The 25319-nt window shown below is 71.7% G+C and carries 28 protein-coding genes and 1 pseudogene; 13 read left to right on the top strand and 16 right to left on the bottom strand.

The features are described 5' to 3' along the window. Window positions 1-62 precede the first annotated feature (62 nt). From ACIQWX_RS03515 to ACIQWX_RS03505, 3 genes are read left to right on the top strand one after another with little or no spacing between them, the layout of a single operon-like run. Window positions 63-890, top strand: coding sequence for an SAM-dependent methyltransferase (locus tag ACIQWX_RS03515; RefSeq protein WP_400864977.1), 828 nt, complete (start codon window positions 63-65; stop codon window positions 888-890). Then, entirely contained in the window at window positions 887-1735 is an 849-nt protein-coding gene (locus ACIQWX_RS03510; protein WP_400864974.1) for an SAM-dependent methyltransferase, read from the top strand. The genes ACIQWX_RS03515 and ACIQWX_RS03510 overlap by 4 nt, the downstream gene beginning before the upstream one ends. Continuing rightward, entirely contained in the window at window positions 1732-2331 is a 600-nt protein-coding gene (locus ACIQWX_RS03505) for a class I SAM-dependent DNA methyltransferase (RefSeq protein WP_400864971.1), read from the top strand. The genes ACIQWX_RS03510 and ACIQWX_RS03505 overlap by 4 nt, the downstream gene beginning before the upstream one ends. A gap of 181 nt (window positions 2332-2512) precedes the next feature. On the opposite strand, the gene ACIQWX_RS03500 is transcribed toward ACIQWX_RS03505, so the two are convergent. After that, the gene (locus tag ACIQWX_RS03500) at window positions 2513-2764 is read right to left on the bottom strand and encodes a hypothetical protein (RefSeq protein ID WP_400864968.1); all 252 of its coding nucleotides are present in this window, start codon (window positions 2762-2764) and stop codon (window positions 2513-2515) included. A gap of 432 nt (window positions 2765-3196) precedes the next feature. Here ACIQWX_RS03500 and ACIQWX_RS03495 point away from each other — a divergent pair, with 432 nt between their 5' ends. Then, the gene (locus tag ACIQWX_RS03495) at window positions 3197-3451 is read left to right on the top strand and encodes a DUF397 domain-containing protein (RefSeq protein ID WP_364461084.1); all 255 of its coding nucleotides are present in this window, start codon (window positions 3197-3199) and stop codon (window positions 3449-3451) included. A 133-nt stretch (window positions 3452-3584) separates the two neighbouring features. On the opposite strand, the gene ACIQWX_RS03490 is transcribed toward ACIQWX_RS03495, so the two are convergent. From ACIQWX_RS03490 to ACIQWX_RS03470, 5 genes are all read right to left on the bottom strand, one after another. Beyond that, entirely contained in the window at window positions 3585-4130 is a 546-nt protein-coding gene (locus ACIQWX_RS03490) for a hypothetical protein (protein ID WP_400864965.1), read from the bottom strand. Further along, window positions 4123-5265 carry a hypothetical protein gene (locus ACIQWX_RS03485; RefSeq protein WP_400864962.1) on the bottom strand — a complete coding sequence of 381 codons (1143 nt, stop codon included), beginning with the start codon at window positions 5263-5265 and terminating at the stop codon, window positions 4123-4125. The genes ACIQWX_RS03490 and ACIQWX_RS03485 overlap by 8 nt, the downstream gene beginning before the upstream one ends. Window positions 5266-5279: 14 nt before the next feature. Further along, window positions 5280-5672, bottom strand: a complete 393-nt coding sequence (locus ACIQWX_RS03480) for a FixH family protein (protein WP_400864959.1) — start codon at window positions 5670-5672, stop codon at window positions 5280-5282. Continuing rightward, window positions 5669-7066 carry a hypothetical protein gene (locus tag ACIQWX_RS03475; RefSeq protein ID WP_400864956.1) on the bottom strand — a complete coding sequence of 466 codons (1398 nt, stop codon included), beginning with the start codon at window positions 7064-7066 and terminating at the stop codon, window positions 5669-5671. Before ACIQWX_RS03475 ends, ACIQWX_RS03480 begins: the two co-directional genes overlap by 4 nt. A gap of 96 nt (window positions 7067-7162) precedes the next feature. Further along, window positions 7163-8008: an alpha/beta fold hydrolase gene (locus tag ACIQWX_RS03470; protein ID WP_400864953.1), complete on the bottom strand. Its 846-nt coding sequence runs from the start codon at window positions 8006-8008 to the stop codon at window positions 7163-7165. Window positions 8009-8061: 53 nt separating this feature from the next. Between ACIQWX_RS03470 and ACIQWX_RS03465 the strand changes: the two genes are divergently transcribed. Further along, window positions 8062-8637, top strand: coding sequence for a CGNR zinc finger domain-containing protein (locus ACIQWX_RS03465; protein WP_400864951.1), 576 nt, complete (start codon window positions 8062-8064; stop codon window positions 8635-8637). 88 nt (window positions 8638-8725) lie between these two features. On the opposite strand, the gene ACIQWX_RS03460 is transcribed toward ACIQWX_RS03465, so the two are convergent. The 3 genes from ACIQWX_RS03460 to ACIQWX_RS03450 are packed head-to-tail and all read right to left on the bottom strand — an operon-like array spanning window position 8726 to window position 11519. Then, window positions 8726-9601: an oxygenase MpaB family protein gene (locus tag ACIQWX_RS03460; RefSeq protein ID WP_400864948.1), complete on the bottom strand. Its 876-nt coding sequence runs from the start codon at window positions 9599-9601 to the stop codon at window positions 8726-8728. Beyond that, window positions 9601-10176, bottom strand: coding sequence for a TetR/AcrR family transcriptional regulator (locus ACIQWX_RS03455; RefSeq protein ID WP_400864945.1), 576 nt, complete (start codon window positions 10174-10176; stop codon window positions 9601-9603). Before ACIQWX_RS03455 ends, ACIQWX_RS03460 begins: the two co-directional genes overlap by 1 nt. Further along, window positions 10143-11519, bottom strand: coding sequence for an amidase (locus tag ACIQWX_RS03450; protein WP_400864942.1), 1377 nt, complete (start codon window positions 11517-11519; stop codon window positions 10143-10145). Before ACIQWX_RS03450 ends, ACIQWX_RS03455 begins: the two co-directional genes overlap by 34 nt. Before the next feature lie 85 nt (window positions 11520-11604). On the opposite strand from ACIQWX_RS03450, the gene ACIQWX_RS03445 reads away from it, so the two are divergent. Then, a complete protein-coding gene (locus ACIQWX_RS03445) occupies window positions 11605-12633 on the top strand; it encodes a D-cysteine desulfhydrase family protein (protein ID WP_400864939.1) in 1029 nt (342 codons plus the stop codon). A gap of 81 nt (window positions 12634-12714) precedes the next feature. On the opposite strand, the pseudogene ACIQWX_RS03440 reads toward ACIQWX_RS03445, so the two are convergent. Beyond that, window positions 12715-13278 (bottom strand): annotated as a pseudogene (locus tag ACIQWX_RS03440) (DUF998 domain-containing protein); the annotation flags it as partial. 35 nt (window positions 13279-13313) lie between these two features. Next, complete coding sequence (locus ACIQWX_RS03435) at window positions 13314-14099, bottom strand: hypothetical protein (protein WP_400864936.1); 786 nt, start codon at window positions 14097-14099, stop codon at window positions 13314-13316. Window positions 14100-14193: 94 nt separating this feature from the next. On the opposite strand from ACIQWX_RS03435, the gene ACIQWX_RS03430 reads away from it, so the two are divergent. Beyond that, window positions 14194-14403, top strand: coding sequence for a sigma factor-like helix-turn-helix DNA-binding protein (locus ACIQWX_RS03430; protein WP_329052797.1), 210 nt, complete (start codon window positions 14194-14196; stop codon window positions 14401-14403). Then, on the top strand, window positions 14403-14930 hold the full coding sequence (locus ACIQWX_RS03425; RefSeq protein ID WP_400864932.1) for a Clp protease N-terminal domain-containing protein: 528 nt from the start codon (window positions 14403-14405) through the stop codon (window positions 14928-14930). Before ACIQWX_RS03430 ends, ACIQWX_RS03425 begins: the two co-directional genes overlap by 1 nt. Here the strand turns inward: ACIQWX_RS03425 and ACIQWX_RS03420 are convergent. Then, on the bottom strand, window positions 14927-15547 hold the full coding sequence (locus ACIQWX_RS03420) for a YitT family protein (protein ID WP_400864929.1): 621 nt from the start codon (window positions 15545-15547) through the stop codon (window positions 14927-14929). The genes ACIQWX_RS03425 and ACIQWX_RS03420 overlap by 4 nt on opposite strands. Window positions 15548-15608: 61 nt before the next feature. Here ACIQWX_RS03420 and ACIQWX_RS03415 point away from each other — a divergent pair, with 61 nt between their 5' ends. Continuing rightward, window positions 15609-17054: a PLP-dependent aminotransferase family protein gene (locus ACIQWX_RS03415; RefSeq protein WP_400864926.1), complete on the top strand. Its 1446-nt coding sequence runs from the start codon at window positions 15609-15611 to the stop codon at window positions 17052-17054. A 496-nt stretch (window positions 17055-17550) separates the two neighbouring features. On the opposite strand, the gene ACIQWX_RS03410 is transcribed toward ACIQWX_RS03415, so the two are convergent. Beyond that, the gene (locus tag ACIQWX_RS03410) at window positions 17551-18849 is read right to left on the bottom strand and encodes a hypothetical protein (protein ID WP_400864923.1); all 1299 of its coding nucleotides are present in this window, start codon (window positions 18847-18849) and stop codon (window positions 17551-17553) included. Between the two features lie 538 nt (window positions 18850-19387). After that, the gene (locus ACIQWX_RS03405) at window positions 19388-20554 is read right to left on the bottom strand and encodes a pyridoxal phosphate-dependent aminotransferase (RefSeq protein WP_400864920.1); all 1167 of its coding nucleotides are present in this window, start codon (window positions 20552-20554) and stop codon (window positions 19388-19390) included. A gap of 29 nt (window positions 20555-20583) precedes the next feature. Here ACIQWX_RS03405 and ACIQWX_RS03400 point away from each other — a divergent pair, with 29 nt between their 5' ends. After that, a complete protein-coding gene (locus tag ACIQWX_RS03400) occupies window positions 20584-21882 on the top strand; it encodes a DUF445 domain-containing protein (RefSeq protein ID WP_400864917.1) in 1299 nt (432 codons plus the stop codon). Between the two features lie 224 nt (window positions 21883-22106). On the opposite strand, the gene ACIQWX_RS03395 is transcribed toward ACIQWX_RS03400, so the two are convergent. After that, entirely contained in the window at window positions 22107-22577 is a 471-nt protein-coding gene (locus ACIQWX_RS03395) for a CGNR zinc finger domain-containing protein (RefSeq protein WP_400864914.1), read from the bottom strand. A gap of 90 nt (window positions 22578-22667) precedes the next feature. On the opposite strand from ACIQWX_RS03395, the gene ACIQWX_RS03390 reads away from it, so the two are divergent. From ACIQWX_RS03390 to ACIQWX_RS03380, 3 genes are read left to right on the top strand one after another with little or no spacing between them, the layout of a single operon-like run. Continuing rightward, window positions 22668-23036, top strand: coding sequence for a VOC family protein (locus tag ACIQWX_RS03390; RefSeq protein ID WP_400864911.1), 369 nt, complete (start codon window positions 22668-22670; stop codon window positions 23034-23036). A gap of 7 nt (window positions 23037-23043) precedes the next feature. Further along, the gene (locus ACIQWX_RS03385) at window positions 23044-23400 is read left to right on the top strand and encodes a zf-TFIIB domain-containing protein (RefSeq protein WP_400864908.1); all 357 of its coding nucleotides are present in this window, start codon (window positions 23044-23046) and stop codon (window positions 23398-23400) included. Between the two features lies 1 nt (window position 23401). Beyond that, window positions 23402-24013, top strand: a complete 612-nt coding sequence (locus ACIQWX_RS03380) for a nucleoside kinase (protein WP_400864905.1) — start codon at window positions 23402-23404, stop codon at window positions 24011-24013. 28 nt (window positions 24014-24041) lie between these two features. Here the strand turns inward: ACIQWX_RS03380 and ACIQWX_RS03375 are convergent, their stop codons facing one another. Beyond that, the gene (locus tag ACIQWX_RS03375) at window positions 24042-25181 is read right to left on the bottom strand and encodes a methyltransferase domain-containing protein (RefSeq protein ID WP_400864902.1); all 1140 of its coding nucleotides are present in this window, start codon (window positions 25179-25181) and stop codon (window positions 24042-24044) included. Window positions 25182-25319: the final 138 nt, after the last annotated feature.

Raw genomic sequence — 25319 nt, 5'->3', positions numbered from 1 at the left:
CTTTCGGTAGAGTCATTCTGTTGCACTGGAATCCACCGGAAGTTTCGCCCGAAGGGGACATCGTGGACCCCGACTTCCTCCCCGACGCCGTCGACCTCGACCGGCCGAACGTGGCGAGGATCTACGACTGGGCGCTCGGCGGCACCGCGAACTGGGCGGTCGACCGGCAGTACGGCGAGCTGGCCGTGAAAGCGTTTCCGCTGGCGAAGACGCTGGCGCGGGGCAACCGCGACTTCCTCGGCCGAGCCGTGCGCTACTGCGTGTCCGAAGGCATCACGCAGTTCCTCGACCTCGGCTCCGGCATCCCGACCGCCGGCAACGTCCACGAGGTGGCCGACGAGCACGCCGACGACAGCCGCTGCGTGTACGTCGACAACGAGCCGGTGGCCGTCGCGCACGGCCGGATCCTGCTCGACGAGGAGGGCGACCCGGAGCGGCACGCCGTCCTGCACGCCGACCTGCGCGACGCCGAGGAGGTCTGGGACGCCGCGCTGGCCACCGGCGTGCTCGACCCGGAGCAGCCGATCTGCCTGCTCAGCGTGGCCGTGCTGCACTTCCTGCCCGACGTCACCGGCGTCCGTGAAGCCATCCGCGACTACCGGACGCTGCTGGCACCCGGCTCGGCGTACGTCCTCTCGCACGCGACCGAGTCCGGCGTCGAGGGCGACGAACTGGAGCAGATCCGGCGGCTCGTGAAGCTGTCCGAGCGGTCGAGCTCGCCCGCGGTGTCCCGGACGCTCGGCGAGATCGCCGCGTTCTTCGGTAACTTCGAGGTGGTCGAGCCGGGAATCGTGCCTGTGGGAGAGTGGCGTCCCGAGCCCGGCGCCGCCACGGTCCCCCTCGCGAGCGTGGTCGGCGGTGTCGGCCGCAAGCCTGGAGGACGGACATGACCACACAGGATCCCGAGGCCCCCGAAGGCGTCGACCTCGAGCGGCCGAACGCGGCCCGCATCTACGACTGGTTCCTCGGCGGCGACGCCAACTGGGCCATCGACCGCCAGTTCGGCGAGCAGGCCGTCAAGACGTTCCCGATGATCAAGACCGTGGCCCGCGTCGGCCGCGACTTCCTCGGCCGCGGCGTCCGCTACCTGGCCCGCAACGGCATCGACCAGTTCCTCGACCTCGGGTCGGGCGTGCCGACGGTCGGCAACGTCCACGAGGTCGCGGCGGAGGTGAACCCGAACGCGCGGTGCGTGTACGTCGACAACGAGCCGGTCGCGGTGGCGCATTCGCAGATCCTGCTGGAGAAGGAGGGTGTCGCCGACCGGCACGCGGTGCTGCAGGGCGACCTGCGCGACCCGGCCGACATCTGGAAGCGCGCGCTCGACACCGGCGTCCTCGACCCGAACCGCCCGATCGGCCTGATCATCGTCGGCGTCCTGTACTTCCTCGGCAAGGACGAGCCGGTGGCCCAGACCATCCAGAAGTACCTGTCGCTGCTGCCGTCCGGCTCGTACTTCCTGTCCTCGCACCTGACCACCGAAGGCCTCGACGGGATGGCCGACTCGGAGAGCCGCGAGTCGATCGTGGCGCAGTACAACAGGTCGAGCACCCCGCTGCACCTGCGCTCGCGCGAGGAGTTCACGTCGTTCTTCGACGGCTTGGAGCTCGTCGAGCCGGGCATCGTGTACCTGCCGGAGTGGCACCCGGAGGAGATCGAGTCGCGGGCGACGAAGAAGCTCGCGAACGACCCGGCGTTCGTCGGCCACATCTGCGGCCTCGGCCGCAAACCGTGACGGCTGCCTACGACGCGGTCGCGGTCCAGTACGCCGAGTTCGTCCGCGACATCTGGGACTCGTCGGTGCTGGACCGCGCGGCGTGGACGGCGTTCGCGGACTTCGTGCGTGGCCGGGGACCGGTCGCGGACCTCGGGTGCGGGCCGGGCCACCTGACGGCGCACTTGAGTTCGCTGGGGGTCGACGCGTTCGGCGTCGACGTGTCCCCGGCGATGGTCTCCCTGGCTCGTTCGGCGCATCCTTCACTGCGGTTCGAGGTCGGTTCGATGGCGGCGTTGGACGTACCCGACGCGTCGCTGGCGGGGATCCTGACGTGGTATTCGGTGATCCACACGCCGCCGGCGGAACTGCCGGGGTACTTCGCCGAATTCACCCGGACGTTGGCGCCCGGCGGTCACGTTCTGTTGGGGTGCTTCGAGGCCGGCGAGGTTTCGGAGTTCGACCACAAGGTGACGACGGCTTACGTGTGGCCGTTGGACGCGCTGGCTTCGATGGCCGCCGAGGCGGGGTTGGCCGTGGTGGGCCGGCTGTACCGGGAGCACGTCGAGGGGGAGCGGCCTTACCGTCAGGGGCGGCTTTTCCTGCGGAAACCGTAGCCGCGCCCGGTTCCGGACGTCATGAACGACCCTTTCATGTCGCCAGACGCCATGAAAGGGTCGTTCATGTCATCCGCAGGCGGCCCGGGGCGACCGCGGAAGCCGTAGCCGCGCAACGGCGAGAGCCCCGGTCCCATCGGGGAACCGGGGCTCTTCTGTGGTGGTGCGGCAGTTCAGGCTCTCAAGCCCGCGACCCGATCCGCCCGCGCAGCAGCGGGGTCAAGTCGATCGCGGTCTCCAGCGGGCGCGTGGTCCGGACCCCGTCCGAGTAGCGCTGCAGCGGGAGGTCCTGGTCCGTCGCCCAGGTCGTCGTCTTGCGCAGTGGTGCCTGGATCAAGCTGAAACCGAAGCGGTTCCGCAGCTCGTTCCCGATCCCCCGGCGGCCACGACGCTCTTCTTCGCGGCGGAACAGCGAGTTCATTCGGACGGCCATCGGTTACACCCCCAGCTCTCGTCGCGGTGGCAGTGCCTGGGAAAGCGCTTCCCGGCATCGGCTTCGGACCAGCTCGTTCGTGCCACGGGTGGCGCCCGGTCGGCGGGCGTGGCCCGCGGTCGGTGGCGCGCTGTCCTCGACGATCACGCTGATCCTCCCCCATGAGGTCCTGCGGTGGTGGGTTTGTCGGTCGTCAGCCAGTGGCCTGCCCTCGGGGACCGCCCGCCGCATGCAGGCAGTCATTCACCGACACCAGCGCCCCGGCCGATGCGATTAATCCTACTCCTGGAATAATCTTCATGTCGAGGCCAGACCTAGTTGATCACCCGCTTGGCCGTGCGGCGTACTCCATTGAGACACTGAGTAGCCGGACGCGGGTACGTTCGACCAGGTCGCGGCCGCGCCCCCCATCGATGCTCGGAGGTACGACCCATGGCGGATTATCCGTCGTTCGCGGATTACGATCCGAACACGGCCGTGTCCTTGTTCGAAGAGGCGGCCTGGGAAAAGTCGTTCGCCAGCGAGCCCAACGGCGGCAGCTGCGTCGAGGTCAACCTCGGCCGCGAAGGCCTGATCGGCGTCCGCGACACCAAGCTCGCCACCAGCCCCGTGTTCGTGTTCGACACCGCCGAATGGGAAGCGTTCCTGGTCGCCGTGAAGGCCGGGCAGTTCGACCTGCCCGCCTGAGTCCTCCCCTGCGCGGGTGATCATGATCACCCGCCCGTCCACTGAAATCGCGAAGGCCCCCTTCCCGCTCTCACGGTGAAGGAGGCCTTCGCGACGGCGTGGATACGCCTGAGTGCTCAATGTGAGGGTTATCTCACCCGATTGCCGGAAGCTCGCCCCCGCGCAGCCGGCCGCGCGTCCGGCGCCAGGCCACCACGACGAGCACCACGAGCCCGATCAACGGCAGCGTGCTGATCGCCCAGCTCAACCCCATCGGCGGCCCCGGCTGTTCGAGCACCGGCAACGCGCGCAGCTCGCCGGTGCCGGAGCCCGCCGGGCCGTTGACGGTGAAGCTGAACGTCCACTCGCCCGGCCGCGGCATCGAGCGGACGTCCAGGCCCCAGACGTCCCGCTTGCGCGGGTGCCGGACCAGCGGCTGCTTCCGGTTCTGGCCGCCTTCGGGGTTGATCATCGTGAGCGTGCCGGACTTGTCCTCGATCCCGCCGTCGGGGATGAACGTGAAGTCCAGTGACTGCATGGCCTTCAGCGGCCAGGTGCTGAACCCGACCGTCAGCCCGTACGGCCCGGCCTGCACGTGCTCGGTGTGCACGATGTTGACCGGCTCGTAGGCGTTCGCCGGCGCCGCGGTCGCGAACAGCAGCCCCGCCACGGCCGCCAGGGCCAAAAGTGTCTTACGCATCAGCGGTTTCCCCCTTCTCCGCGGGCGCCAGCAGGCAGAGCATCCCGCCGAACCGCCACCCGGCGAACCCGCCGAGCAGCCCGAACAGGCCGGCCAGGACGGCCGTCGTCGTCAGGTACCAGGCCGGCGGCAGGTGCGCGCCGGTGTAGAGCAGCGTCCGCTGGACCGGCAGGCTCAGCCCGATCAGCAGCCCGGCGATCCCGCCCACGACCACCGAAACGCGGCCCGCGCGCCACCCCCGGCGTCGCCCGGCCAGGTACCCCAGCTCCATCAGCGCGGCCACCGGCAGCAGCGCCAGCGGCGTCAGCGACGGCATCTCCGGCACCCCGGAAATCGCGTCGCGCAACGGCAGGTCGACCAGATCCGCGTACGCCTTCGCCGCCCACGGCGAGAACCACCAGAAGATCCCCTGGACGACCAGGACCATCGCGGCCGTGCCGGCCGCGCCGCCGGGACGGCGGAAGAACCCCGCGCCGACCGCGACCAGCAGCACCGCCATCATCGAGCAGCCGATCGAGACGGCGTCGGCGTAGTCGTCCGGCACCTGCTGCAGCCCGAGCGCGAGCACCGGCCCGAACGTGAGCAGCACGGTCAGCGACGCCAGCGTCCCGAGCCGGCCCCACCGGTGCTCGCGCGCCGCGGCGAACACCGCGGTCGTGCCGATCAGCGACACCGTGATCGCCAGCAGCAGCCCGATGTGCGGCGGCGAGTCGATGACGGCGTCGAAGCCGTAGAGCCCGTGCCACCACTGGTCCCACAGGCCGTACAGCAGGAACGTCGCCGCGCCGACACCGGAAACCAGGTAGCCCAGCGGCGCCGCGAACGTCTTGCCGAACACGTTGACCACGCGCCCGCCGATCCGCGGGTCGACCGGGCGGCCCGCGCGCCGCGCCGCCGTCGTCAGCAGCACGACGGCGAGGCTCGCCAGCCCGACGACCGCGCTGCCCGCGTACAGGAACAGGTGCGGCAGCGTGAAGAACGTGTCCGGCCCGACGTCGCTGTGCCACTGGATGTCCCAGGTCAGCCCGACCAGCGACAGCACCGAACCGCCGAGGACGACGTTCGCCGGCAGCAACCCCGTTCGCGCCTGTTTCGCCACCGACGTGGTGCGCACGCCGGATGCGGTGAGATCCATTCCCCCGAACCTTTCTACTTGACGAGCAACGGAAAAACGACTTGGGCGGGCCCGCCGGGGCCGCGCAGCGACACCGTGATCTCCCACTGCCCGGACATCGGCAGCCCGACGCCGGTGGCGCGGAAGCGGCCGGGGCCGTCCGGGGCGGCGGGCACCGCCGGGAACGCGTGCCCCATCTGCGCCATGACCGGCGCGACCGTGACGGCGTCGGGTGCGGGGCCGGTGACGGCCACCCCGAACGTGTTGCCGCCGATGCGCGGCTCGTCCGCGGAGAACCGCACGGTGTACGGCCCGGAAACCGCTTGCTGCGCCGAGGCTTTCGCGCTGCCGCCCGGCCAGAGCAACCAGGTGGCGCCGGCCACGACGATCAGCGCGACCACGGCGATCAGCAACGTCGGGCGTCTCATCGGCCGGCTCCTGTCGTCGGGACGTCCACCACGGCGGGGATCGTCAGCACGCGGTAGCCGCGTTCGGCCTGCAGCCAGATCCGGTACCGGCCGGGCGCGGCGAAGGTGTAGGTGAAGCTGACGTCCGGGCCGTACGCGGCCACGGTTTCGTCGGGGCGGTCGAGCTGGCCCGCGACCGGCGGGATCATCGCGTGGACGTGCGCCCACGTCGGTGCCTTCGCGGCGCTTTCCCCGACGGGCCCGGTGATCGGCCCGGCGACGATGAGGTGGCCGAGCATCCCCAGCCACGGCTGGAGGTCCTGGGTCCTGAAGTGAGCGGTGATGGTGGTCGGCGTGCCGGGGGTGACGGTGAGGTCGACCGGGGTGCCGTCGACGGTCCGCGGTCCGGCGCCGGCTGGTTCGGGCGCGGGCGCGGCGGTGCCCGTCAAGTCCACAGTGGACCGGACGAGCTGGACCCCGCCGCCGCGCCGCACCAGTTCGGCGGCGACCGCGTACGTGCCGGACTCCGGATCGGCGACGCGGACGCGGTAGTCACCGGGGCCGACGCGCACCGGGTGCAGGTGGCTCATCCGCCCCGACGGCGAAACCAAGACGAGGTGCACCAGCGCGTTGTCGTGGACCAGCAGGTCGTCGACCGGGCGGCCGGTGGCGCCGTCGGTGAGGTTCAGCTTCAGCCCACCGGTTTCCGCGTGTGCCGCGAGGTTCACCGGTGGCCGTGAGTAGTCCACTGTGGACAGTTGCGCGTTGGCGTACGGGTCGGTGACGTTGTCGAACGTCGGGTCGAGCTGGCTGCCGGGCGCGGGCGGCGGGGGAGTGCTCGCCGACAGCAGCGCGCCGGTGACCGCGACGGCGATCGCCGCGACCACGCCACCCGCCGGGATCAGCGCGAACGCCGTCCGCCGGGCCTTGACGCCGACGATCAGAGCCAGCAGCAAGAACGCGCCCGCGGCGACGAACCCGCCGTAGGTCGCCTTTTCCCACGGCGGGACGACCCGGGCGGGCACGATGAACGGGATCGTCGCGGCCGGGCCGGTGCCGTCGCTCAGCGACAGTTCCCACGGACCCGGTTTGTCGACTTGGAGATTTCCCGCGTACACGCCCGGTTCCGCGCCGAGCACGATGTCGGTGCGCGCGCTCGTGACGCCGTCGGCCGCGACGGCCAGGTGCAGCGTGCCGGGCGGCGAGCCCTGGTGCGTCACGACGTCGACCCGCAGCGGCGACGGCGTGACGTCGACCCGGCGGATGATCACGGTCAGTTCGCGCGCGCCGAGAGTCTGCGCGACCTGGACGTCGGTGCCGGACGGTGCGCCGTCGGCGTGCGCGGTGCCGCCGCCCACCGCGATCCCCAGCGCGGCCAGCAGCATCAGCAAGAACACTCTTGGTTTGGTCCCCATCGTGGGTCCGAACCTAGCGACGGCCGCGGGTGGCGGGCGTCACGGCGGCGAGGGAACTCCGGTCCCCAGCGCGGGGGACCGGAGCCCCCGGGGGTCTCAGGGGCCGAGGAATTTCCGCAGGTGAGCGACCACTTCTTCGGGCTGTTCCTCGGGCAGGAAGTGGCCGCACTCGGCGATCGCCCCACCGGTGACGTCGTTCGCGTACTCCCGCCAGATCTTGAGCGTCGGCAGGGTGCCGAGCAGGCCGTTCGCACCCCAGAGCGCGAGAAGTGGCTGGGTGACGCGCCTTCCGGCGTCGAAGTCGGCGTCGTCGAGCTCGGCGTCGTCCGGGAAGGAGGCGCGGTAGTCGTCGAAACCCGCGCGGAGGGCGCCGGGCTGGGAGAAGGCGCGGACGTACTCGGCGACGGCGTCGGGGTCGAGGGTGTGGCGCTGGTAGGTCCAGCGCTCGAAGAAGTAGCCGAGGTAGGCGGCGATGTTCTGGCCGGCGAGCAGCTCCGGCAGGTCGGGCTGGAGGTGGAAGAGCCAGTGCCAGTAGGCCTTCGCGATGCCGGTGTCGAGGCGCTGCCACATCGCGCGGGTCGGGGCGATGTCGAGGACGGCGAGGCGGTCGACCTGGTCCGGGCGGTCGAGGGCCCAGCGGTGGGCGACGCGGCCGCCGCGGTCGTGGCCGACGACGGCGGCTTTCGTGAACCCGAGGTGCTCGGCGAGCGCGGCGACGTCGGCGGCCATCGTGCGCTTGTCGTAGCCGGTCTTGGGTTTGTCGGTGCGGCCGTAGCCGCGCAGGTCGGGGGCGATGACGGTGTGCGTTTCGGCGAGCGGCTCGAGGACCTTGTGCCAGCAGTGCGACGTCTGTGGCCAGCCGTGGAGCAGGAACAGCGGCGGGCCTTCGCCGGCTCGCTGGTAGTGCATCCGGAGTCCGTTCACGCTTTCTAACCTGTTCATGGGGTTAGACGGTAGCCGACGTTCTAACTGTCGGCAACGGTTAGGATGGGGGGATGGAGTGGGCATTCGACGGCGGACGGCCGTGCCTCGACCTGGTCAACACGCTGCGCGCGCGGTACGCGGACGGCGTCGAGATGCTGACTGGACCGGACGCGCTGGCGGAGTGGCTCGCGCTGGCGGGCTTCACGACGGGACCGGTACCGGTGACGGCGGGGAACGTGCTGGCGGCGAAGGCGCTGCGCGAGGCGATCGACCGCGTGCTGCTGCCACCGGAGGAGCCGGACAAGATGGACATCGAGCTGGTGAACAACGCGGCGGCATCGGCCCCGGCGCCCCCGCCGAGGTTGGTGCTGGTGGACGGCCGGCTGCGCCGCGAGGTCCCGGCCCCGAAGGACCCGGTGGCATCGGCATTCGCGGCGCTGGCGGCGGACGCGATCGACCTGGCGACGAGCGACGCGGAAGTGCGGGTGTGCGCGGCGGACGACTGCGGAGTCCGGTTCTGTGATGCGTCCCCGCGGCGGAACCGGCAGTGGTGCTCGATGTCCCGGTGCGGGAACCGGGCAAAGGCTCGAGCTCATTACGCTCGCACCGGTCCACAGGCAAAGCGAGATGTGGAAAACCCGGCCTAGCAGGCTCCGCACCGCGAGTTTTCGTCGTAGGCGGCCGATACGCTGGAACCGGGGGGCGCCCCCGCGGGCCCGCGCCCGTGATCGGCCTTCAGTCGCCGGGTGACGGTGACGCCGAGCCGGGGCCGTTGCCGCCGATCAACCGCTCGTACACCTTCGGGTGCGCGCGCAACCGCACGTTGAGCTTGCCGATCCACCGCATGTGCACAGTCCGCACCCTCGCCGGGATCGGCGTGGCGGCAAGCCGCACGGCAGACGCGAACCGCCTGAACCGCCGCTCGTCCCGCGAAGTCCACTGTAGACCGAGGCGGTCGCGCAAGGCGGGCGGAAGGGTTGCCCGCAGCAGGAACATCTGGATTCGACCGTGCCACCGCCACCACGAATCGGGCAGCCAGCGGACCGGTTTCCGGACCGTGCGGATCGTCTCGAACAGCTCGTCGAGAGTCGGATTCCCCGAAAACCCGGCCACCATCGAGTCGTAGTAGCGCTCGAAAGCCGCCCAGTCCGGCGGCAGATCCTGCGACCGCACGCCGAGCATCCGCCCGACGTCGCACATCTGCGCGTAGTACTCCTCAAGGTCCGAAGAGGACAGTGGGCGGCCGAAGAACCGTTGTGCGTCAACGGGAACCTTCACCAGCGTCGCGTGCACCCACGCATAGGCCAGCGGATCCAAAGCGCTGTAACGGCGGCCCGAAGCAACACCGGTGAACGACCGGTGCAAGGCGCGCAACCGGGCCGCTTCGAAACGCGCGCCCGAAGCACCGCCGTACACGTAGATCGACAGCGACGCGCCCGTCCGCATCAACCGCGTCCACGGGTCCGACGTGTAGTCCGAATGGTCACGCACCCCCGCCGCGACCACCGGGTGCGCCACCTGCAGCACCAGCACCTGGCCCGCCAGCAGCGCGTCGCGGAAGTCGCCGAAGTACTTCCACGCCGCCGTGCCGCGGACGATCGGCCGGGCCATCAAGCTCCGCGGAGCAGCATCATCAGCGGCTCGGCCACCGGCGTGTCCGTCTCGCCCGTCGCCAGGCGCCGCAGCTGCAGGCCCGCGATCAGCGCGACCACCGGGCCGGCCAACCGCTGCGGCTCCGGGACTCCCAACGCAGCCAGGATCGTCACGGCCAGCTCGTCATACGCCGCGAAGCACCGCGAAGAAGCTTCTTGCAGTTCAGGATCACGGGCTGACTGCAAGTACAGCTCGTGCGCGCCCAGCTCGTCCGCGCCGAAGGGCAGCTGCGCGATCACGCTTTCGACCACCGACGCCGCCTGCTCGACGCTCAAGCCGTCCGAGCGGTAGCCGTCGACGATCGCGCCGAGCTTGGCCGTCTCCTCCTCGACGAACAGCAGCATCGCTTCGCGCAGCAACGCCGTCTGGCTGGGGAAGTGGTAGGTCAACGTGCCGAGCGAAACGCCGGCGGCGGCGACGATCCGGCGGTTCGTCAGCCCGCCGACGCCGTGCTCGCCGACGACGGTCAGCGCGCCGCGCAGGATGGCGTCCCGGGTGCTTACCAGCTTGTCTCGGGATGCCGCTCCGGCCACCGTTCGACCTCTTCCAGTTGCGCGGCGAGCGAAACCAGCCGCTCCTCGGCGTGCGACGGGCCGAGCAGCTGGGCCCCGAGCGGGAGCCCGCCGTCCGTGAGCCCGGCCGGGACGTTGACCCCCGGCCAGCCCAGCACGTTCCACGGCCAAGCGTACGGGCAGGCGGCGATCATGGCCTGGTCGGTCTCCCAGCCGGACAGCCCGTCGAACGTGCCGATCGGCGGCGGCGGGGTCGCCGTCGTCGGGGTCAGCAGGACGTCGACGCGGCCGAACACCGAGCCGATCCGCCGGTGCAGTCCCGGCTCCAGCGCGCGGGCGAGCCGCAGTGCCGGCCCGGCCAAGAGCCTCCCGTGGCCGGCGTTGCTGCGCGTGCGCTTGTCGAGCCCGGCGCGGTCGGGCACCCGCAGCGTCCAGTCGCGGACGCCGCTGAGCGAGCGCGGCAGGAACGTCAGGCCGATCAGCCCGTAGTCCGGTTCGACCTCGACGATCTCGTGGCCCAGCCCGGCCAGTGACTCCGCGAGGCGGCGCACGGAAGCTTCGACGACCGGGTCGAGCCGGGTTTTCGTGGCGGTGAACGGGATCCGCGTCGACAGCCCGATCCGCAGCCGGCCGGGTTCGCGCGCGGCGGCGGTCCGGAACGTGGTGCCGGTGTCCGCGACGACGTCCAGCATGAGGGCGGCGTCTTCGACGGTCCGGGCGAGCGGGCCGAGCACGGTCAGGCCGTGGAACAGCTCGCTTTCGGTCGGGATCCGGCCGCGCTGGGTCTTGATGCCGACGAGCCCGGTCCACGCGGCCGGGATGCGCACCGAGCCGGCGCCGTCGGACCCGAGCGCGGCCGCGATGGCCCCCGACGCCACCGCGGCCGCGCTCCCGCCCGACGAACCCCCGGGGGTGTGGCCGGGGTGCCACGGGTTGCGCGTCACGCCGAAGGCCGGGCCCTCGGTGAACGGCCACTGGCCCAGCTCGGGGGTGTTCGTCTTGCCGATGATCACCGCTCCGGCCGCGCGCAGCAGCGCGACGGCGGGCGCATCGGTCGTGGCGCACGGGAATTCGCCGGCGCAGCCGAACGACGTGGGCAGGCCGGTGAGGTCGACGTCGTCCTTGATCGCGACGGGCACCCCGAGCAGGGGTTTCCGTTCGCCGGACCGCAGCCGCTCGTCGGCGTCGGCCGCTTCGGCGAGGGCGGCGTCGTCGCGCAGGTGCTTGAACGCGTTGAGCGTGGGCTGGCTCGCGTGGGCACGCCCCAACGCCGTGGCGGTCAGTTCGGCGGAGGTGACTTCGCCCGCGGCGAGCCGCGCGGCCTGCTCGGCGAGACCGGTGAAGTCGAGGCTCGTGGCGGTCATGGCACCTCCCGAAGTTCTCGTTCGTTCGAACGAACGTTACCGGATACCGGCGGTTTTCGGCCACCCTTGCGGCAGACTGGGGCTCATGACGTTCGACTTCGCCGGGTTCCCCGACGCCGCCCTCGCCTCGATCCCGCGTGTCGACCTCGGCGGCTGGCCGACGCCGCTGCACGAGGCGCCCCGGCTCGGCGAAGCGCTCGGCCTGCGGAACCTCTGGCTCAAGCGCGACGACGTCCACCCGCTCGGCGCCGGCGGCAACAAGCTCCGCAAGCTCGAATACCACCTGAGCGCGGCCAAGGCGGCCGGCGCCGACACCGTCATCACGTTCGGTGCGCTCCAGACCAACCACGGCCGCCAGACCGCCGCCGCGTGCGCGAAGCTCGGCCTGCGCTGCGAACTCGTCCTCACCGCGAAGGTCCCGCGCGACGGCGAAGCCTACGAACGCGGCGGCAACCTGCCGCTCGACAGGCTGTTCGGCGCGACCGTCCACGTCTGCGCGGACGGCGACGAGACCGGCCGCACGTACGACCGGCTCGTCGCCGAAGCCGCCGCCGAGGGCCGGAAGGTCTTCACCGTCCCGGTCGGCGGCTCCAACGACCTCGGCGCCCTCGGTTACGTCCGCGCCACCTACGAGCTCGCGAAGCAACTGGAAGACCGCGGGATCGAGCGCGCCCACCTCGTCGTCCCGCACGCCAGCGGCGGCACCGCGGCCGGCGTGACGCTGGCCGCGGGGCTCCTCGGCGGCCTCGGCGTCGGCATCGCCTGCGTCAGCCACCCGCTCGACGAGGCCACCGAGAACCTGCACGACCTCGTCGCGGGCGCGGCCAAGCTCCTCGGTGTCGAGCCGCCGCCGTTCACGCACACGAGGATGGGCGACTCGACGCTCGGCCCCGGCTACGGCATCCCGACCGACGCCGTCTGGGACGCGCTACGGCTTTTCGGCCGCACCGAGGGGGTCGTGCTCGATCCGGTTTACACCGGCAAGGTGGCCGCCGCGCTGGTCGAATGGGCCGGCCACTTCGCCCCGGACGACCACGTGGTGTTCCTGCACACCGGCGGGATGCCCGGCCTGTACGGCTACGCCCCCGAATTCGCGGCGGCCGTCGAAGGCTGACTCCAGCCGCGTCGCGACCCGCAGCAGCGTCAGCAGCAGGACGACGTCGGCGAGCAGCAGCAGCCGCTGCATGACGCCGATCGGGAACGCGTCGGAGATCGCGCGGAACGGCCCGACCTCGGCCTCGGCCAGCCGCACGAACACGAAGCTGAGCGCGAACAGCCCGAACGCGCCCGCGCTCAGCCGCAGCGCCTTCACGACGCTGGCGCGTTCGTCGCGGCCTCGCAGCGATTCCAGCAGCGAGATCGCGGCGCCGGGCAGGCTGAGGAACGCGACCAGGCAGGCGTAGAGGTGGATTTCGCCGCTCACCGGGTCCGGCGCCTCCGGGTAGCTCGCCGGGAACACCGCGGCGGCGGCCATCCCGAGCGACCACAACGCGAGCAGCAGCCGGGTCGTCCGCGACAGCGGCACCCCGGCCGCGTGCAGTGCGCCGAGCACCGCCAGCGAGCCGATGGCCAGCGACAACACGCTCGCGGCGAGCATGCCGTCGCCGCGGTCGGTCACGGTGTAGCTCGACAGCGTGTCGTACACCGGGTCGCGTGAGCTGATGATGTGCAGCACGACGGCCGTGAACAGCCCCCAGCCGATCGCGCCCAGCGCCACCAGCCGCCACGGTCTCGTGCGCTTCCCCTGTTCCGTCCCCATGCAGTCCAGGTTCTCGCTCGGACGCGGCGAAGTGATCAGGGAAGACCCTGAATTCCCCCGGATGCGAAGTCGATCAGTACCAGGGCTTGGTCGTCGTGGCGCTTCGGCCGCGGCCAGCGGTCGCCGTCCGGATCCTGCTTTTCGGCGGTCCGGACGGCGTCGAGCACGGCGTCCGGACCGTCGGCGCGGGTGATCGCGAGGACCTCGCGCCAGTCGAAGAGTGCGTACTGGTCGACGCCGATGGAGACGCCGTCGCTGGCGAGCAGGACGGCGTCGAGGGTGTCTCTTCGCCAGCTGCGGCGGATCGAGTGCGCGGCGGCACCGGGGTCGGCTTCGGCGACCCAGAAGCCGTCGTGGGCGTTGCGTCTTCTCCGGACATCGGCGCCGGTCTGGAGCATGCCGCGTCTGCGTAGTCGCGCCAGCCGGTCGTCCGAGACGACGTCGACGCCGAAGCCGCCGAACCCGACGACGGGGCTGTCGGCGAGCACGAGCGCGTCGACGCGGTCGTCGAGCCACCGCACGGCGGCGACGGTGCTCGACGGTGACTGCTGCGGACGGAGGGCGTTTTCGCTGGTGACCTGGGCGATCGCGCTGGTCAGGGTGTCGGTGAGGTCGGCTGCCGGGGCCGCGCGGAGGTCGTCGGCGAGGCGCTGGGCCAGGCGTTCGGCGTACCAGCCGCCGGGGGGTTGCGAGGGGTCGGAGGAGGTGGCGCCGTCGAGGAGCAGGACGGCGTTGTCCAGGACGACGACGTGGTCTTCGGTGGGGCGCGGGTGGCCGTCGGCGCCCACCCCGGCCCGCTCGGCGATCACGATCTCGGGCATCACCCGACTGTACGTCGAGGCCCGGGGACCTTCGCGCTGACGCGGCTGTCAACTCAGGTTGACAACCCACGAATGTCAACGTAGGTTGACAAGCATGACGGAAGCGACAGACCTGGCCGCCCGGGCCGGTGACCGCGATCCCCGCGTGGGGCTTCGCGCGGTCGCCGCGCTTCGGCGGCTCGTGGAACAACTCGAGGCCGTTCAGGTCCGCAGTGCGCGGGTCGATGGCTGGTCGTGGCAGGAGATCGCCGCCGAGCTGGGGGTCAGCCGGCAGGCCGTGCACAAGAAGTACGGGAGGCACTGATGTTCGAACGGTTCACCGCCGACGCGCGGCTCGCGGTCGTCGAAGCTCAGATGACGGCCCGGCAGTCCGGCTCGGTGGAGGTCGGGCCCGTGGACCTGCTGGCCGGGCTGCTCAAGACCGGGGTTCCGCTGCTCACCGAGCTGGGCGTCGCCACCGACGACCTGGCCGCCGAACTCGAGCGGACCAAACGGCGGGGCGGGGTCAGCGACGCCGACGCCGAAGCCCTCACCGAGTTCGGCATCGACGTCGAGCAGATCGTGCGGAGCGTCGAACGGACCCACGGCGAAGGCGCGCTCGCCGGCCGGCTGGGCCCGGCGAAACGTGGGCACGTCCCCTTCACGGCCCAGTCGAAGAAGACCCTGGAACTGAGCCTCCGCGAGGCCGTCCGGCTGGGGGACAAGCACCTCGGGCAGGAGCACATCCTGCTCGCGCTGGCCCAGCAGCGCGGCACCGACGACGTCCTCGCCCGGCGCGGCGCCGACTACCTGACGCTGCGCCGGGCCGTCCAGCAGCGGAAAGCCGGCTAGTCCTCGCGCCAGGTGGTCAGCGGGAGCAGTGCCTGGGTGAGCGGGCCGATGGCCAGCGCGTAGAGCACGGTGCCGACGCCGACGGTCCCGCCGAGCAGGAAGCCGGCGGCGACCACCGTGACCTCGATGCCGGTGCGCACCAGCCGGACCGACCAGCCGGTGCGCCCGGCGAGCCCGGTCATCAGGCCGTCGCGGGGACCCGGGCCGAGCCGGGCGCCGACGTACGTGGCCGTCGCGACGCCGTTGAGCGCGACGCCGCCGGCCAGCAGCGCGATCTGCCACGCCAGGTCGTGCTGGTCCGGGAGGAACGCCCGGACGACGTCGACCATCACCGAGATGACCACGACGTTCGCGATGGTGCCGATCCCGGGCCGCTGGCGCAGCGGGATCCACAGCAGGAGCACGACCACCGAAACCAGGCCGGTGACCGTGCCGAACGTCAGGCCGGTGTGCTTCATGACGCCCTCGGCCAGCACGCTCCACGGCTCGAGGCCGAGGCCGGCGCGGGTGACGAGGGCGACGCTGGTGCCGTAGAGGGCGAGGCCGCCGAGCAACTGGACGCTGCGGCGGACGGGGTCGCGGGAGATCCGGACGGGCCGGAGGTCGATCTGAGCCACACCGGCACTATCCGTCCGCGGTGGCCTTGTAAACCATAGCCAATTCCAGGATATTGGCCTTATGGAAGCCGCAGTCCCACTGGGTGGACGCATCTCCGGGCCCCGATTGGCCGTCATGCTGGGCTCGTGGCGGCAGGGCAACCGGCAGGGCGCGGCCGATCTCGCCGCGGCCATCGAGCTGCAGGTGCTGGACGGCCAGCTCCCGCTCGGCACCCGGCTGCCCGCCGAGCGCGAGCTGGCCGACGCGCTCGGCGTCAGCCGGACGCTGATCGGCGCGGCCCTGGACCGGTTGCGGGAAAGCGGGTTCGTCGCCAGCCGGCGGGGCGCGGGCTCGTGGATCGCCGCGCCCGGACGCCGTCGGCGCGGCCCGCTCGCCCCGGCGGGCGCCGGCTCGATCGACTTCACCCACGCCTCCTCGCCCGCGATCCCGGGCACGGCCGCGGCCGTCGACGCGGCCCGCGTCCGGCTCGCCGACCACCTCGGCGACCACGGCTACCAGGAACGCGGCCTGTTCGGCCTGCGCGAGAAGATCGCGCGCCGCTACACCGAACGCGGGCTGCCGACGACCCCCGCGCAGGTCATGGTCACCAACGGCGCGCACCACGCGTTCGTCCTGGTCCTGCGGATGCTCGCCGGCCCCGGCGACCGCGTGCTCGTCGAGCAGCCGACCTACCCGAACGCGCTGGAGGCGATCCGGGCCGCGCACGCGATCCCGCTGCCGGTCGCGCTCGACCCGAGCGGCGACCGCGGCTGGGACATCGCGGGCGTCGACGCGGCGCTGCGCCAGGCGTCCCCGCGGTTCGCCTACCTCGTCGTCGACTTCCAGAACCCGACCGGCCTGCGCCTGGACGCCGAAGGCCGCGCCCGGCTCGGCACCGTGCTGGCCCGCGCCCGGACGCCGGTCGTGGTGGACGAGACGCTCGTCGAGCTCGACCTCGAAGGCGACCCGCTGACCGGGCCGCCGCCGCTGGCCGCGTTCGCCGGCGACCTGGCGATCTGCGTCGGCTCGGCGTCGAAGACGCACTGGGGCGGGCTGCGGCTCGGCTGGATCCGCGCGTCGGAGGACCTGCTCGGCCGCCTGGTTTCGGCGCGGTACGCGGTCGACCTGGGCTCACCGGTGTTCGAGCAGATCGTCCTCGGCGAGCTGCTGGACGACGACGCCGCGCTGGGCCGCCGTCGCGCGGAGCTGCGCGGCTACCGCGACGCGCTGGCCGGCGCGGTGCACCGGTACCTGCCGGACTGGACGTTCACGCTGCCGAAAGGCGGCCTGTCGCTGTGGTGCCGGATGCCGGAGCCGGTGAGCTCACGGCTGGCGGTGGCGGCGGCGAGCCACGGCGTCCAGGTCGCGCCGGGCTCGCGCTTCGGCGTCCACGGCGGGCTGGAGCGCTGGATCCGGCTGCCGTTTTCGCTGCCGCCGGACCGGATCGAGGAAGCGGTCCGGCGGCTGAGCGCGGCGGAGGCGTCCGTCCGCGGCACCCCGGCTTCGCTGGACGCACCCATCGCATAGAACGAACCGGTGCGCTGGATGCGAGCCTGCTCCCAGGGATGGGCGGCGTTCATGTGCATCCAGCGCACCGGTTCGTTGTTCCACACTCCCACTTCCGGGCGTGACCCCGTCCACGGGTGCCGCGGCTTCCCGGCACAGCCCCTCGACGTGCCGGGAAGCCGGCGGCTCAGACGTGCTCTCCGAAAGACGAATCCCCGCTCGGCGCGGTGAGCGAAGACTCCTGGAGCACGTCCGGTGTGGGTCCCGGCGCCGCGGGGGCAGCGCGACGCCGGGACCGGGATCCGACCCGGCCGGGCGCGGTCGGCCGGTCGGAAAGACTGTGGTTTGGCATGGGTTTTCGCCCCTTGAGTACGTCGGACGCGCTGGCGCGTCACGAGACGTGAAAGAGTCACGAATTTCGTACTGGAGCAGGGGAAACGTCACGCCTCAGCGGCGCGCGCGTGCGTCGAGATGATCTTGTTTTGGACGCAGTTCTCCCCGGCTGCCCGGTTCGGGGTCAGTCGGGGGAGGTGGTGGGCAGGGCGGCTTCCCTGCCGGCGCCGTCGACCTCGTGGTCGCGGCTGGCACCGATGAGCTTCAGCTGGGTGGTGGTGACGTCGTCGGTGTGGACGGCGAACGCGTGGCGGGCGCCGCCCGGGCCGTCGTGGCCGGGGGCCGCGGTCGGGGCCGGCGCGCTCGGGGCGCTGGTGCCGCCGGGCAGGCCCGGGGTGGTGTCGCCGCCGCCGTTGCGCGCGTGGACGCCGGAGTCACGCGGCTGCTCCTGCTTGGCGGGCAGCGTGTTCTGCCGCTCGACGAGGTGCACGACCGCGACGCGGGACGTCTGCTGCGTCGTCGTCGCCGTGGTGCCGGTGGGCGCAGTCGTCTCGACGACGGCGGCGGCGGCCGGCTCGGTGGCGGCGGTGTCGGTGGTGACGACGGGCAAGGTGACCGTGACGCCGCCGGAGTTCGAGCTGCCGCCGAGGATCGGGTTCAGGACGTCGTCGAGCGGGAGCAGGACGGGCGCGTCCGGGTTGTCCGCGGGCGGCTGCGTGAGCGGCGCGAGGACGGTGTGGGACAGCGTGTTCGTCAGCGTGCTGACGGTGTCCAGCGTGCCGGAGAGGGTGGTGGTGACCGTGTTCAGCGTGCCGCCGACCACGTTGACGACGCCGCCGACGAGCCCGCCGAGCAGGCCGCCGTTGCCGGAGGACGAAGTGGTCTTCGTGACCGGCTTGGTCGCCGACGTGACGGTGTCGACGAGGCCGTTGAGCAGACCGCCGGACGAGGTCGCCTTGGTGGCCGGCTCTTCGGTGGTCTGGGTGTCCTTCGTGGACTGCGCCGGGACGGACTCGGTCTTCGACGAGTCGGCCGCGGTTTCGTCGGACTCGCTCGTGTCGGTCTTCGCGGTGCCGGCCGGCTGCTGCGCGCAGCCGTCGGTTTCGCGGTGGCTCTTGCGGTGGTGGCCGTGCGGCAGGCCGCCGTGCTCCACAGTGGACGCGGTGGCGTGCGGGCAGCCGGTGGTCTCGGCGGCGGCCGCGGTGCTGCCGGAAAGCGCTCCGGTGAGCAGCCAGCCGGCGAGGGTCAGGCCCCCGGCAACGAGGATCTTGGCGGCGGGCCGCTGCAGCGCGGCGGCCCAGGGGCGCGGCGTGCGACCGCGCGCGCGAAGGGATCCGCGGGAGGGAAGCGAGTCGGTGGTGCGGTGGGCCTGACCTGCGGAAAGGGGACGTGCCGCCGGGCGGGCTCCACCCGGAGCGGGCTTACCCGCTGTGAGCGCAGGCTGCGCGGGAGCGCTGCGGCGTGCGTTCGCCGTGCTGCTCACCGCCACCACCACCGTCCGCGCCTGTGGCTCCAACGCTTCGCGCTCGAGACCGTTCTTGCTGGGGTCTTTATCCGGCCAGGTCGCAGTTCCCCCGGGGCTGCATTCGTTCTAGCACCGCTCGGGGAGTCTTTCATCTCTCCCGCGTTCGATCCAGCCCACAAGGCGGAACGGCCTGGCCTGCCAAGGCAACTACGGCCGACGAGTTGATCACTCTCAGTGCCGTTCGGGGGTTTCTCTGCCGCCATTCGGACGAGTGCTGCAACTTGCACATTTGAGCGTTGACCTGATGTTTCGGGAATCCCGGTCGCGAGCGGTGTCCGTTCGACCGCGGTTCGTGGTCGTGAAGGAATTTTTGGCCGCTTGCTCGAAATGGGTCCGGCAGGTGGGACGGGACCCACCGATTCCGCCTGCGGTCCGTGACCAACCGACCGCCGAGCTGTGCGCCCGCGGCTCCGGAGCGTGACGGCCGCTCGCGACGCCCGCTCCGCGCGACCGGCTCCGCGGAGCCGAACGCCGCCACCGAGCCGGATCGCGGTCGTCAGACCAGTTTGCGCAATCGGGTGACGCCCTCGTCGATGACCTCGTTGCGCTTGCAGAACGCGAAACGCAGCAGGTGTTTCCACTCGTCCGGGTGATCGGTGAACACCTTCACGGGCACCGCGGCGACGCCGACGCGGCCCGGCAGCTCCCACGCCAGGTCGGCGGCGTCGGTGAAGCCCAGCGGCCGCACGTCGACGCAGACGAAGTACGTGCCCGCCGTCGGCCGCACGGTGAACCCGGCGTCGGCGAGCCCGGCCGAGAGCCGGTCGCGCTTCTCCTGCAGCGACGCGCGCAGGCCGTCGACCCAGGGCAGCTCGTGGTCGAGCGCGTGCGCGACGGCCGGCTGCAGCGGCCCGCCGGACACGAACGTCATGAACTGCTTCGCCGCCTTCACCGCCGCGACCAGCTCCGGTGTCGAGCAGACCCAGCCGATCTTCCAGCCGGTGCAGTTGAACGTCTTCCCGGCGCTGGAGATGCTGACCGTCCGCGGCCGCATCCCGGGCAGCGTGACCAGCGGGATGTGCTCGTTGCCGTCGAACACCAGGTGCTCGTAGACCTCGTCGCAGATCGCGATCAGGTCGTGCTCGACGCACAGCGCGGCCAGCGCCTCCAGCTCGGCGCGGGTGAACACGGTGCCGGTCGGGTTGTGCGGCGAGTTGACCAGGATCGCCCTGGTCCGCGGCGTGACGGCGGCGCGCAGGCCGTCGACGTCGAGCCCGAACCGGCCGTCCGGGCCCTCGACGAGCCCGACGACCCGCCGCTCGGCGCCCGCCATCGCGACCGCGGCCGCGTAGGAGTCGTAGTAGGGCTCGATGACGATGACCTCGTCGCCGGGCTCGGTCAGCGCCAGCAACGCGGCCGCGATGGCCTCGGTCGCGCCCGCGGTGACGAGGATCTCCGTGTCCGGGTCGTACTCGGTGCCGTAGCGCAGCCGGTGCCGCGCGATCGCCGCCCGCAGCTCAGGGCGTCCGGGGCCGGGCGGGTACTGGTTCGCGCCGCCGAACAGCGCGTTCTTGGCCGCGTCGAGCATGCCGCCCGGGCCGTCGGTGTCCGGGAAGCCCTGGCCGAGGTTGACGGCGTCGTGCTTGACGGCCAGCGCGGTCATCTCGGCGAAGATGGTCGAGGTGAACGGCCGGAGGCGGGGGACGAGAGCAGGTTCGCGCACGATCAAGCATCCTCACGGACAATGGTGAGGTGGAGCAACTGACCCCCGCCAAGGTGACGCCCGCCGATCCGCCGGGCGGCGCCGCCGGCGAAGAGGAAAAGCGGCGCGCGCTGCGCAAGATGAAGCTGGTCGCGCTGTCGTTCCTGCTCGGCGCCACCGTCGTGTTCCTGCTGACCAGCTGGGCGCAGTCGGCCGGCTGGCCGGGCTGGGTCGGCTACGTGCGCGCCGCCGCCGAGGCCGGCATGGTCGGCGCGCTGGCCGACTGGTTCGCCGTCACCGCGCTGTTCCGGCACCCGCTCGGCCTGAAGATCCCGCACACGGCGATCATCCCGAACAAGAAGGACGCGCTGGGCAACAGCCTCGGCGACTTCGTCGGGTCGAACTTCCTGTCCGAGGAGGTCGTGCGCGACAAGCTCAAGCGCGTCGAGATCGCGCGGCGGCTCGGCGCGTGGCTGGCCCAGGAGGAGAACGCCGAGCGCGTGACGTCCGAGCTGGCCACGGTGGTCCGGGCGGCCGTTCGCGTCCTTCGGGACGAAGACGTCCAGGCGATCATGGAGCAGGCGGTCGCGCGGCGGATCATCGACAAGCCGTGGGGCCCGCCGCTGGGCAAGATCCTCCAGGGCGTCTTCGCCGACGGCGCCCACCACAAGCTCGTGGACCTGATGTGCGACCGCGCGTACGAGTGGGTCCGCGACAACCACACGACGATGCTGCGCGTGGTGTCCGACCGGGCGCCGAGCTGGTCGCCGAAGTTCGTCGACGAGATGCTCGCGGACAAGGTCTACGGCGAGGTCCTGTCGTTCGCGTGGGCGGTGAAGACGGACGTCAACCACCCGATGCGGCTGGCGCTGGACAAGTTCCTCGGCGAGTTCGCCCAGGACCTGCAGACCGACCCGGACGTGATGGCGCGGGCGGAGCAGGTGAAGGGCCAGATCGTGCACCACGAGGAGGTCCAGCGCCTGATCGGCTCGGCGTGGAGCACGGCGAAGGAGATGCTGCTGACGGCGGCGGAGGACCCGTCGAGCGAGCTACGCCGCCGAGTTCGGCTGGGGCTGACGTCCCTGGGGACGCGGTTGGTGTCGGACGACCAGCTGCGGTCGAAGGCCGACGGCTGGGTCGAGGGCGCGGCGGCGTACCTGGTGAAGAACTACTCGCGCGAGATCACGACGATCATCACGGACACGGTCGAGCGCTGGGACGCCGAGGAGACGTCGCGGAAGATCGAGCTCCAGGTGGGGCGTGACCTGCAGTTCATCCGCATCAACGGCACGGTCGTGGGTGCGCTGGCCGGGCTGGTCATCTACGCCGTGGCGGAGCTGCTGTTCTGACGGCCGAGTCGTATACCACAGCTGAGGGAGCTCTAAACGAGTTGTCCACAGGAAGCTGAGTTATCCCCGGGGTTATCCACAGGTTTTCACGGTGATGGCCTAACGGGTGTCCACAACGTGTGGGGGTCTCGGTGGTGGGGGCGTGGATATGTGGGGGCTCGGGGCCGGGTTGTCCACAGCCCTTCGGGGGTCCGCCGCTCGGATGAGTGCCCCAGCCGCAGGATTCAGCCGGCCGCGGTCTCCGCCGCCCGGGCTCGCCAGCCGCGGGCCTTCTCGCGGTTGCCGCACACCCGCATCGAGCACCACGTCCGCGACCGGTTGCGGGACTCGTCGTAGAACGCCCACAGGCACGTGTCCGCCGGGCAGATCTTCAACCGGATCCAGTCGCCGCGCACCACACACCGCGCGCATGCCGCGAACACCGCGCCCACGACGTCGTCCGCCACCAGGGCCGGGCCGGCGTCCGTGAGGGAGATCCGCGTGCCCACGTCGAGGCTTCCCGCCGGCAGCCGCGGGTCGCCGATCGCCGCGCGCAACGCGTCCCGTGCCGCGCGGGCCTCGGCCACCGGGTTCGCCGTCAGCGACCGCCCCGCCGCCCACTCGTGCCACTGCCCGGGATCTTCGAGCAGGTCAGTGCCCTCTTCGACGTTGACCGTGTTGAGGAACTCCACGACGAGGGAGGCGTCGGTGTGCACCGGCCCAGTGTACGGCGGCCGGTGGTTGCCCCCGCGTGCGCTAACCCTCATACTCCGATGACTGGTTACTCACGATCGAAGGGAGCGACGATGGGTGCGGTACCGACGCTGGGTGTGGTGGCCCTCGACTGCCCGGACCCGGTGGCGCTGGCCGGGTTCTACCGGGCCGTGCTGGAGTGGGACGAGCCCGAGGTCTCCGACGACGGACACTGGGCGACCCTGGCCAACCCGGCCGGCGGTGCGGGGATCGCGTTCCAGCGGGTGCCCGACTACCGGCCGCCGTCGTGGCCGTCCGCGGAGAACCCGCAGCAGCTGCACCTGGACCTGAACGTCACGGACCTGGAAGCGGCGCACGAGCGCGTGCTCGGCCTGGGCGCGAAACTGCTGGACGACGGCCCGAAGACCTTCCGCGTCTACGCCGATCCGGTGGGCCATCCGTTCTGCCTCTGCGCCTGCTGACCGATTTGTGCGTAGGCTCGCATGTGTGATTTGTCCGAAGTGTCAGAACCAGATGCGGACCGTGGACAAGAACGGCGTCCACATCGAGCAGTGCGAGGGCTGCCGCGGGATCTTCCTGGACCGCGGTGAGCTCGAAGCGATCGCCGGTGCGGAGAGCTCCTTCTACGGCCAACAGCCCCCGCCCTACCGAGGGCATTCCGACTCGCCGCGGCCCTACCGCGGCGGCTACTCGGACTCGCCCAAGGCGTACCGCGGCGGCGGGTACGGGGACTCGCCGCGGCCGCACCGCGGGTATTCGGATTCGCCGAGGCCGTACGGCCACGGCCACCGCAAGCGCGGCTTCCTCGAGAACCTCTTCGACTGAGGTGGGTCTCGACCTGCGGATCTGCCCGTCCTGCGGCGATCGGGCCGACCGCCCGATCGTCGCAGGCGCCGAACTTTCGTGCCGAAAGTGCGGGCACGAGTGGCCGTTCCGCAAGCTGCCGCTGTTCGCGCTGACCGGCCCGAGCGGGGCCGGGAAGTCGACGATGGGCCCGCTGCTGGCCGACCGCCTGGGCGGCGACGTCGTCGTGCTGGAACAGGACGTCCTCTGGGTCGACGCCCTGCGCGACGACGTCACGGCGTTCCGCGCGGTGTGGCTGCGGATGGCGGCGGTGCTGCACCAGAACGGCCGCCCGGTCGTGCTGTGCGGCACGGTCGCGCCCCCGGAGTTCGAGCCGCTGCCGGAACGCGCGTTCTTCAGCGACATCCACTACCTGGCGCTGGTCAGCACGCCGGAGTCGCTGGGCCGCCGCCTGCGCGCGCGCCCGGCGTGGCGCGAGTGGGACGAGCCGCGGATCGAGGAGATGCTGGAGTTCAACGACTGGCTCCAGAAGTCCGCGGAAGAGCTGGGCGTCGACCTCTTCGACACCACGGACGCCTCGACGGAGGCCACGGCCGACCACGTCGAGAAGTGGATCCGCGCCCGGTTGCCTTGAAGCGGCACTTTCACGTGAAAGTGCCGCTTCAGGCGAGGGGCCAGGTGCGGCCGTCCGGCTCGTCGAGCCAGAACTCCTGGCGCTCTTCGGTGACCGTCACGCCGAAACGGTCGCGATCCGGCTTGCCCAGCTCGCACCACTCGACGTAAGCCGCTTCGACGAGTTCCCACAGCTCCCGCGGGCCGCCCTGGGCCACCTCGTCCGCGCCGCCGCGTTTGCGGTGGCGGACCCACGAGCCGTCCGGGTGGGTGAGCGAGACGCTGTCGTCCGCGGCGTCGCGCACCGGCCGCGCGCCGGGCAAGGCCAGCCCGGCGAAGAACTCGAACTGCTTGCGGGGCTGCAGGACGGTCGACATCGGCAGCCGCGTCTGCGTCCAGTCGTCGCGCGACGGCATCGGCAGCCGGTCGGCCTCGGGCAGCCGATGCGCGCGAAGCGGCATGAAACGGCCGTCGCGCGCGAGGACGTGACCCTGCCCGGTGCCGTCCTCGCCGACGACGAGCCGGACCAGCCCGGCACCGATCGGCCGGTTCAGCGTCGTCACGACCAGCCCGCCCGGCACCGTCTGCGAGAGCCACGCGGGCGGGATCGAGGACACCGACGCCGTGCACAGCACCCGGTCGAACACCGTGCCGGCCGGGAAGCCGAGCGCGCCGTCGCCCACCGCGCACGCCGGGTGGTAGCCCGCCTGCGCCAGCCGCTCGCGCGCTTCGCCGACGATCACCGGGTCGATGTCCACTGTGGACACCTGGCCGGCGCCGCAGCGGTGGCTCAGCAGGGCGGCGTTGTAGCCGGTGCCGGTGCCGATCTCGAGCACGCGCTGGCCGTCGCGCACCCGCAGCTCCTCGAGCATGATCGCCATGATCGACGGCATGCTCGACGAGCTCGTCGGCGTCCCGGGCACCGGCCCGGTGCGGCGGGCGAGCTCCCAGCGCTCCGGGTCGTCGTCCAGCTGCGTGACCAGCACGTCCCGCGAGTAGACGGTCTCCAGCCAGCCCGGGTCGTCCCGGTCGACCGCCGCCCACAGCCCGCCCGCCGGCGCGAAGAACCGCGGCAGGAAGACGTGGCGCGGCACCGCGCGGAAAGCGGAAATCCATTCGGGAGCGTGCAGGACGTCCTCGTCGAGCAGGTGCTCGACGAGCCGCCGCCGCAGCCGGGCCGAGCGCGTCATACGCCCACGTTAGCGGTGAGCGTCACACCCGATGGTTGCAAGCAGAGTGCTTGCAATAGCTAGCACTCGCGCGTACCGTCGATGGTGTCGCGAGGAGGTGACCGGATGGCAGAAACCGGTGGGACACCAGGATCCGGA

The sequence above is a fragment of the Amycolatopsis sp. NPDC098790 genome (assembly GCF_044759945.1).
Lineage (GTDB): Bacteria > Actinomycetota > Actinomycetes > Mycobacteriales > Pseudonocardiaceae > Amycolatopsis.
The sequence above is the reverse complement of the archived record's forward strand: the minus strand, read 5'-3'. Positions and strand labels throughout refer to the sequence as shown.

Excerpts from the sequence above, each read along its gene's own strand:
- ACIQWX_RS03480 (WP_400864959.1), bottom strand. The coding sequence starts at position 5,672 with ATGAGACGCCCGACGTTGCTGATCGCCGTGGTCGCGCTGATCGTCGTG.
- ACIQWX_RS03445 (WP_400864939.1), top strand. The coding sequence starts at position 11,605 with ATGACGTTCGACTTCGCCGGGTTCCCCGACGCCGCCCTCGCCTCGATC.
- ACIQWX_RS03475 (WP_400864956.1), bottom strand. The coding sequence starts at position 7,066 with ATGGGGACCAAACCAAGAGTGTTCTTGCTGATGCTGCTGGCCGCGCTG.
- ACIQWX_RS03460 (WP_400864948.1), bottom strand. The coding sequence starts at position 9,601 with ATGGCCCGGCCGATCGTCCGCGGCACGGCGGCGTGGAAGTACTTCGGC.
- ACIQWX_RS03375 (WP_400864902.1), bottom strand. The coding sequence starts at position 25,181 with ATGACGCGCTCGGCCCGGCTGCGGCGGCGGCTCGTCGAGCACCTGCTC.
- ACIQWX_RS03430 (WP_329052797.1), top strand. The coding sequence starts at position 14,194 with ATGACGGAAGCGACAGACCTGGCCGCCCGGGCCGGTGACCGCGATCCC.
- ACIQWX_RS03500 (WP_400864968.1), bottom strand. The coding sequence starts at position 2,764 with ATGGCCGTCCGAATGAACTCGCTGTTCCGCCGCGAAGAAGAGCGTCGT.
- ACIQWX_RS03415 (WP_400864926.1), top strand. The coding sequence starts at position 15,609 with ATGGAAGCCGCAGTCCCACTGGGTGGACGCATCTCCGGGCCCCGATTG.
- ACIQWX_RS03425 (WP_400864932.1), top strand. The coding sequence starts at position 14,403 with ATGTTCGAACGGTTCACCGCCGACGCGCGGCTCGCGGTCGTCGAAGCT.
- ACIQWX_RS03390 (WP_400864911.1), top strand. The coding sequence starts at position 22,668 with ATGGGTGCGGTACCGACGCTGGGTGTGGTGGCCCTCGACTGCCCGGAC.
- ACIQWX_RS03495 (WP_364461084.1), top strand. The coding sequence starts at position 3,197 with ATGGCGGATTATCCGTCGTTCGCGGATTACGATCCGAACACGGCCGTG.
- ACIQWX_RS03510 (WP_400864974.1), top strand. The coding sequence starts at position 887 with ATGACCACACAGGATCCCGAGGCCCCCGAAGGCGTCGACCTCGAGCGG.
- ACIQWX_RS03490 (WP_400864965.1), bottom strand. The coding sequence starts at position 4,130 with ATGCGTAAGACACTTTTGGCCCTGGCGGCCGTGGCGGGGCTGCTGTTC.
- ACIQWX_RS03450 (WP_400864942.1), bottom strand. The coding sequence starts at position 11,519 with ATGACCGCCACGAGCCTCGACTTCACCGGTCTCGCCGAGCAGGCCGCG.
- ACIQWX_RS03465 (WP_400864951.1), top strand. The coding sequence starts at position 8,062 with ATGGAGTGGGCATTCGACGGCGGACGGCCGTGCCTCGACCTGGTCAAC.
- ACIQWX_RS03435 (WP_400864936.1), bottom strand. The coding sequence starts at position 14,099 with ATGCCCGAGATCGTGATCGCCGAGCGGGCCGGGGTGGGCGCCGACGGC.
- ACIQWX_RS03470 (WP_400864953.1), bottom strand. The coding sequence starts at position 8,008 with ATGAACAGGTTAGAAAGCGTGAACGGACTCCGGATGCACTACCAGCGA.
- ACIQWX_RS03485 (WP_400864962.1), bottom strand. The coding sequence starts at position 5,265 with ATGGATCTCACCGCATCCGGCGTGCGCACCACGTCGGTGGCGAAACAG.